Source organism: Hydrogenothermus marinus (assembly GCF_003688665.1).
GTDB lineage: Bacteria > Aquificota > Aquificia > Aquificales > Hydrogenothermaceae > Hydrogenothermus > Hydrogenothermus marinus.
This window is the reverse complement of record NZ_REFO01000017.1, coordinates 34812-41485: the sequence shown is the minus strand read 5'-3', so window position 1 is coordinate 41485 and position 6674 is coordinate 34812. Positions and strand designations below refer to the sequence as shown.

Sequence of the window (6674 nt, the reverse complement as noted above, 5' to 3'; positions counted from 1 at the left end):
ACATCTTAAGGAAGTTTAAGAAAAAGTGGTTTGACCTTATAACAGGATTAAAGAAGGTAGTAAAGATGCGGCTTTACAGACTAAAAGGTATCTCCGAATCCCTGCTTGATGAGGGGATAGGAGTAGTTGGCAGCGTGAACCTGCCAGGAGGGATAAGGACAGCGTTAAGCTGTCAAAATCCCTCAGAAGCTCTGTCCGTAAGGGCGGAGTAGTTCACTTAACTAAAATTTTAAGTCTAATAAAATTAAACTTTTTTTTAGGAATAATTATTATATTTTTAATATCAGTTGTAAAAAACTAGAGAGTTAATATGAGTACAAATATAGCATCTAAAATTTTTGATTCTGTTTCTAAAACATATGATATCTTCTTAAACTTTATTACTTTTGGATATATACATAAACTTCAAAACAATCTTATAGAAAAAACACCACTTGGGGAAAATATTGTTGATATTGGAACTGGAACTGGTGAAATATTAAAAAAGATTAATGATAAAAATAATAATAGTTTGTTAATTGGAATAGATGTTTCAAAAAATATGCTATTGAAAGCAAAAGAAAAGGTACCAAATGCAAATTTATTAATTGCAGATGCTGAAAATTTACCTTTTAAAAATAAGAGTATAGATAATATATTTTTCTCTCTTGTTTTTAGACATCTAAATCAAGAAAATACTACTCAAGAACTAAAAAGAGTAATAAAGAAAAATGGATATGTCTCTATTTTAGATTTAAGTAAAAATAAATTATTACTTTTTTTATTTGACAAAATTTTTAAACCTTTTGGAAGATTAATATTTTCTAAAAAAGAGTATGATTATTTTATAGATAGTATAAAATGGGCTAAATCTATAGAGGAACTTGAAGAGTTATTTAAAAAAAATGACTTTGAATGCATATATAAGAAGAAGTATCTATTTGGATTAGCAATAATAGTTATTTTCAAAAAATCATCTTAAAAAGATATGATATTATAATTTAAGAATATTCTATAAAAAGGGGAAAGCATATGAAAGAGTTTATTGTAGATGCCTCTAAAAATTTTAATAAAGTAATAATTACTACTGCTATAGAAAGTGGAGCAGATGCAATAATAGTACCAAAAGAAAAATTAGAAGATGCAAAAAAACTTGGAAGAATAAAATTTATATCTATAGACAAAGATGGAAATTTATCAGATGATTTTGTTTTAATAAGAATAGAAAATAAAAAAGATGAAGAAAAGGCAGCATCATTAGCAAAAGCAGGGAAAAAAGTAATAGTGGAAACTACAGACTGGACTATAATCCCTTTAGAAAATCTTATAGCCCAATCAGATAATATATATTCTGTAGTAAAAAATGAAGAAGAAGCAGCTACAGCAATAGCAATTCTTGAAAAAGGTGTAAAAGGTGTTGTTTTACAAACAAATGATATTAATATAATTAAAAAAGTTTCAAATGAAATAAAACAGCAAACAGAAAAAGTTAATTTAGTAAAAGCCAAAGTTATTTCAATAACACCGGTAGGAATGGGAGATAGAGTAGCAGTTGATACTACTTCTCTTTTAAAAAGAGGAGAAGGAATGCTTGTTGGAAATTCTTCTGCAGGAATGATCTTTGTTCATGCAGAAACAGAAGAAAGTCCATATGTAGCATCAAGGCCTTTTAGAGTAAATGCTGGAGCTGTCCATATGTATACAAAAGTTCCAAATGGAAAAACAGTTTATTTATGTGAGTTAAAAACAGGAAGTGAAGTAATGGTTTATGATACTGAAGGAAATGGAAGAGTTGTTTATGTAGGAAGATCAAAAATAGAAAGAAGACCTATGCTTTTAGTAGAAGCAGAATATAATGGTAAAAAACTTTCAGCAGTCCTTCAAAATGCAGAAACAATTAGATTAGTTAAATCAGATGGTTCTTTGGTTTCTGTTGTAGATTTAAAAATTGGAGATGAGATTTTAGGCTATGTAGAAGAAGCCGGCAGACACTTTGGAATGAAAGTTGAAGAAACTATAATAGAAAAATAATGAATACTATAGCAATAAAAGTAGGGCTTTTTGTTCTTTTAACAGCAGTTTTAGCAGGATATTTAATAATTACTTTTGAATCTAATGGATTTAGTAAATCAGTAGCTAATTATTATATATATTTTGATGATGTTAGCGGCCTCTCAAAAGGGGCAGATGTAGTTGTAAAAGGTGTAAAAGCTGGAAAAGTAGATGATATTACTATAGAAGGTAATAAAGTAAAAGTAAAAATAGGTTTTATGAAAGATATAACTTTATATCAAAATGCAAAAGCTTATATAAAGATGCTTGGGCTTATGGGGGATAAATATATTTATATAGAACCAGGTAGTCCTGAATATGGAGTTTTATCAAAAGGCGGAATAATCCAGTATGGAACTACTTATGGTTCAACAGATGAAGCATTCAATAAAGTCTCACAGCTTGTAGATAATATTAACCAAGCAATAGGAAACGGGAGACTTCAAAAACTAATAGAAGATATAGATAGTTTAGCAGTTGAAACAAAATATTTAGTAGCAGAAAATAGAAAAAATATAAAGAAAACAGTTGATAATATTCAACAGATAACAGCATCTTTAAAAGAAACATTACCTTCTTTAATTGAAAAAATGGATAAAGTAGCAGATAATCTTGATCAAATAACATCAGATAATAAAAATGATATTAGAGATATTGTTGCATCTTTAAGAGAAATAACTAAAACATTGAAAGAAAAATTACCTACAACAATGGATAATCTGAATGTAGCTTCAAAAGAAGCAAAAGATATACTTGGAGAAAATAAAGATAATATAAGAAAATCCTTAGAAAACATAAAAAAAGCAACAGAAAAGCTAGATAAAATACTTGCAAAAATAGATAAAGGTAAAGGAACAGTAGGAAAACTTGTAAATGATGATAGTTTATATAATAATGTAAATGAAGGTGTTAAATCAATATCAAAACCATTCAAAATTATAGATGAATCAAACTTAGAAATATCTATGTATGGAGAACATCATACTGGAAATAAAGATGATAAAGCAGGGATATCTGTATCTCTTTTCCCTAAAAATGATAGATATATTTATGTAGGACTTCTTTCTAACTCTAATGGTTCTATTAGTGAAATTAATGAATATACTCAAAATGGTACCACAAAACGTGAAACAAAAAAAGATTATGGTATTTTATTTGATATTCAGTATGCAAGAAGATTATGGGAAACAAAATATGGTAATTTATGGGTAAGAGCTGGTTTAAAAGAAAATACAGGAGCAGGTGGTTTAGATTGGTGGTTTACTAAAAATTTCAGAATTACAACAGATCTTTATAAATTTAATAGAGAATATGAAACTTATGGCACAGATAAACCTGAATTTGATGCTGGTATATATTATAAATTCGGTAAAACACCATTTTTTGTTAAATTTGGTGGTTCTGATTTAATTGCTGAAAAAAATAGAGGATTTTATATAGGTGGTGGACTTCAATTTACAGATAATTATCTTAAATATATGTTAGGAGCCTTAGGAGGAACAAAACCATAAATGGAGAAACAAATGGATAAAATAGAGTTTTTAAAACAGATTTATTTATTTGAAGGATTAAAAGATGAAGAAATAAAAGAGATATCTAAATATTTCTATGAAGAAGATTATAAAAAAGGAGATTATATATTTTTTGAAGGAGATGAAAATCCGGGAATATATATAGTAGTAGATGGAATTATAAAATTAACAAAAGAAACTGCAGATGGAAAAACAGTTATTCTTAGACTTGCTACACCAAAGGAAGTTTTTGGGTGGCTTGTTCTTGGAGAGTCAAAACCAGAAAGTACTTATACAGCTCAAGCTTTAGTGGATAGTAAGGTTCTTCATATATCAAATACTGACTTTTTAAGACTTTTAACAAAATATCCAGCAATAGCAGTAAAAATAACATGTGATGCATCTAAAAAATTACTTGAAGCTTATGAAAGGCTAAAAAGTTTAGCAGCAGAAAAAGTAGAAGGAAGAATAGCAAGTCTTCTTTTAGATTTATCTAAAAAAATAGGAAAAGAAAAAGATGGACATTTAATAATAGAAGCACCTATTACAAGACAAGATATTGCAGAAATGGCAGGAACAACAGTAGAAACAGCTATAAGAGTAATTAGTAAATGGAAAAAAGAAGGTATAGTTAATACAGAAAGAGGAAAAATAGAGATTTTAGATGTAGATTATCTTGAGGATTTAATCCTTTAATAAATCTGATAAAAAATTAAAAAAGTAACACTTGCAAATATAAGGCCATCTATTCTATCAAGAATACCTCCATGTCCTGGGATTATATTTGAAGAATCTTTAACACCTACCTGTCTTTTTATAAAACTTTCAAATAAATCCCCTATCTGCATTAATATAGCTCCAATAAAAATAGGAATTATTGCTTCTAAATGATTAAAGTAATAAGCGGTTAATCCACCAAAAAACAAAGAACCAACTGTACTTCCAATAGCACCTTCTATAGTTTTTTTAGGGGAAAGTTTTGGGGCAAGTTTATGTTTACCAAAATTTTTACCAATAAAATAAGCCAAAGAATCTCCAGCCCATACAGTAGCAAAAAGGATAAAAAGTATATATCTATCAATCTCAAATAAAAATCCTAAAGAAGATATAAAAAAAGAAGAATATACTAATCCAAAAGTTATATAAGCTAATAAATCAATATTCCAATATTTATTTGCAATATAAAATCCATAAATAAAAATGATTAATATAGATAAAAAAGGAGATATAAAAAATAAAGACAAACTACTTATAAAAGCAATAAATGAAAAAAAGATACTATTTATATTTCCTATTTTTTTAGAAATTAAGTTTGCAATTTCCCAGCCAGCTAATGCTGAAACAATAGATACAATAATAAAAAAAATTATTTTATTTAAATATAAAACACCTAAAATAGCAATAGCACCTAAAACTATAGCAGATATAACTCTTTTTATAAGATTACTCACTGAGTTGAAACCTTTCCAAATCTTCTTTCTCTATTTTGATACTCATATAAAGCTTTTAAAAACTCTTCTTTATCAAAATCTGGCCAAAGTACTTCTGTAAAATAAAATTCAGAATAAGCTATCTGCCAAAGTAAAAAGTTAGATATTCTTTGCTCACCACTTGTCCTTATCAATAAATCAGGATCAGGTAAATCTGGAAGATACAAAAATTTAGGGAAATCTTCTTCTGTTATTTCTTTACCTTCTTTTATAGCTTTATTTACTGCATCTACAATTTCTGCTCTCCCACTATAGTTTAAAGCTATCACTAACTGCATTTTTTTACCATTTTTTGTAAGTCTTTCACCTTCTTCAACTGTATTTAAAATCATATCTGGAAGATCTTCTCTTCTTCCTACGAATCTAAGTCTTATATCTCTTTCAATTAAGTAAGGAACTTTTTTATTTATATACTCAATAAGTAAAGACATTATAGCTTCAACTTCTTCTTTTGGTCTTTCCCAGTTTTCTGTTGAAAATGCAAAAAGTGTTAAATACTTAATGCCAAATTCTAATGCATAATCAATAACCCTTTCTACTGCTTTAGCTCCTTCCCTATGACCTATATATCTTGGAAGTCCTCTTCTTTTGGCCCATCTTCCATTCCCATCCATTATAATTGCTATATGATTAGGTATTTTATAAAGATTCATCTAATACCTCTAATTTTTTCTTTGCTATTTTAGCTTGATCACTGTCTGGATATTTATCTAAAAGTTGTTTTAAGTATTTTATAGCTTTTTCTTTTTCCCCTATTTTTAGATAAGAATAAGCTAATTTTAATAAGGTATCAGGAATTTTATTACAATCTTTTAATTGTCCAGTTTCACATTCATTTATTAAATTTTCAAAAGTATTAATTGCTTTGTCATACTGTCCTTCTGTATAATAAATCTGTCCAAGCCAAAATAATGCATTATCATAATATTTACTATCTTTGCTACTTGTATTTAAAAATCTTTTAAGTTCTTTTTTTGCTTCTTCTAATTTTCCTTCATAATAAAGGTCTAAAGCTTTGTCATAAATATCTTCAGAATTTTGAGGGGTTTTTACTTTTTCCTGTCCTTCTAAAGGTGGATTTTTAGGAGGTTTATAAGAAAGTTTTAATTTTTGTATTTCTAATTCATTTTTTGTAGCTTTATTAGAAACTTCATCTAATTTATTTGCTAAATCATCTGTTTTTGATTCTAATTGAAGTTGATGTTTTTTTAGTTGTTTAACCTCTTTTTTTATCTCTATAATCTGATTTTGTAAAGTTATTACAGTTTTATCTTGGACGCAACTTGTTGTTAAAAATATAATACTTGAAAACAAAACAGCTTTTTTAATCATGTTAATCCACCTCTATTATTTTTTTATAAAAAGATAAGAAAAAATAAATCCTGCTGATATAAAAATTATAGCAGCAAAAATTTCAATATAAAAAAGGGAAGAATAACTAAGCTTTAACAAAAGTCTATCAAAAAATAAAGCTAAAAATGGAATAGAAGAAACTATCATTAATAATATTATAAGTGTAAAGGGGTTTTTTAACTTTTGTTTCAATTTTTCCCTCTTTTAAAAATTAGCTTAGGTAATAATTATAAACTTTAAATCTAATATTCTCAAAAATTAAAAAAACTTAATAGAATCTTAATAAAAA

At 27.0% G+C, this 6674-nt stretch carries 8 protein-coding genes; 5 read left to right on the top strand and 3 right to left on the bottom strand.

Annotated elements, in window-relative coordinates; all coding sequences use genetic code 11:
- The 5 genes from CLV39_RS08630 to CLV39_RS08275 form a co-directional block, all read left to right on the top strand.
- On the top strand, positions 1 to 212 hold a 212-nt coding region (locus tag CLV39_RS08630), incomplete at its 5' end, for a hypothetical protein (RefSeq protein WP_170145632.1).
- Between the two features lie 98 nt (positions 213 to 310).
- Positions 311 to 961 (top strand): class I SAM-dependent methyltransferase, encoded by a 651-nt coding sequence (locus CLV39_RS08290; protein WP_121923771.1) that lies wholly within the window; start codon positions 311 to 313, stop codon positions 959 to 961.
- 50 nt (positions 962 to 1011) lie between these two features.
- A complete protein-coding gene (locus CLV39_RS08285) occupies positions 1012 to 2010 on the top strand; it encodes a 3-dehydroquinate synthase II (RefSeq protein ID WP_121923770.1) in 999 nt (332 codons plus the stop codon).
- Positions 2010 to 3542 (top strand): MlaD family protein, encoded by a 1533-nt coding sequence (locus tag CLV39_RS08280; RefSeq protein ID WP_121923769.1) that lies wholly within the window; start codon positions 2010 to 2012, stop codon positions 3540 to 3542. Before CLV39_RS08285 ends, CLV39_RS08280 begins: the two co-directional genes overlap by 1 nt.
- Positions 3543 to 4238 carry a Crp/Fnr family transcriptional regulator gene (locus tag CLV39_RS08275; protein WP_170145631.1) on the top strand — a complete coding sequence of 232 codons (696 nt, stop codon included), beginning with the start codon at positions 3543 to 3545 and terminating at the stop codon, positions 4236 to 4238.
- Here the strand turns inward: CLV39_RS08275 and CLV39_RS08270 are convergent.
- The 3 genes from CLV39_RS08270 to CLV39_RS08260 are packed head-to-tail and all read right to left on the bottom strand — an operon-like array spanning position 4235 to position 6364.
- Positions 4235 to 4993 carry a phosphatidate cytidylyltransferase gene (locus CLV39_RS08270; protein ID WP_121923768.1) on the bottom strand — a complete coding sequence of 253 codons (759 nt, stop codon included), beginning with the start codon at positions 4991 to 4993 and terminating at the stop codon, positions 4235 to 4237. The genes CLV39_RS08275 and CLV39_RS08270 overlap by 4 nt on opposite strands.
- The gene (locus CLV39_RS08265; RefSeq protein WP_121923767.1) at positions 4990 to 5685 is read right to left on the bottom strand and encodes an isoprenyl transferase; all 696 of its coding nucleotides are present in this window, start codon (positions 5683 to 5685) and stop codon (positions 4990 to 4992) included. Before CLV39_RS08265 ends, CLV39_RS08270 begins: the two co-directional genes overlap by 4 nt.
- Positions 5672 to 6364, bottom strand: coding sequence for a tetratricopeptide repeat protein (locus tag CLV39_RS08260; RefSeq protein WP_121923766.1), 693 nt, complete (start codon positions 6362 to 6364; stop codon positions 5672 to 5674). Before CLV39_RS08260 ends, CLV39_RS08265 begins: the two co-directional genes overlap by 14 nt.
- Between the last annotated feature and the right edge of the window lie 310 nt (positions 6365 to 6674).

What these genes read in the sequence shown, in the direction of transcription:
- CLV39_RS08285 (WP_121923770.1), top strand. Translation starts at nt 1,012, where the DNA reads ATGAAAGAGTTTATTGTAGATGCCTCTAAAAATTTTAATAAAGTAATA.
- CLV39_RS08290 (WP_121923771.1), top strand. Translation starts at nt 311, where the DNA reads ATGAGTACAAATATAGCATCTAAAATTTTTGATTCTGTTTCTAAAACA.
- CLV39_RS08280 (WP_121923769.1), top strand. Translation starts at nt 2,010, where the DNA reads ATGAATACTATAGCAATAAAAGTAGGGCTTTTTGTTCTTTTAACAGCA.
- CLV39_RS08260 (WP_121923766.1), bottom strand. Translation starts at nt 6,364, where the DNA reads ATGATTAAAAAAGCTGTTTTGTTTTCAAGTATTATATTTTTAACAACA.
- CLV39_RS08275 (WP_170145631.1), top strand. Translation starts at nt 3,543, where the DNA reads ATGGAGAAACAAATGGATAAAATAGAGTTTTTAAAACAGATTTATTTA.
- CLV39_RS08265 (WP_121923767.1), bottom strand. Translation starts at nt 5,685, where the DNA reads ATGAATCTTTATAAAATACCTAATCATATAGCAATTATAATGGATGGG.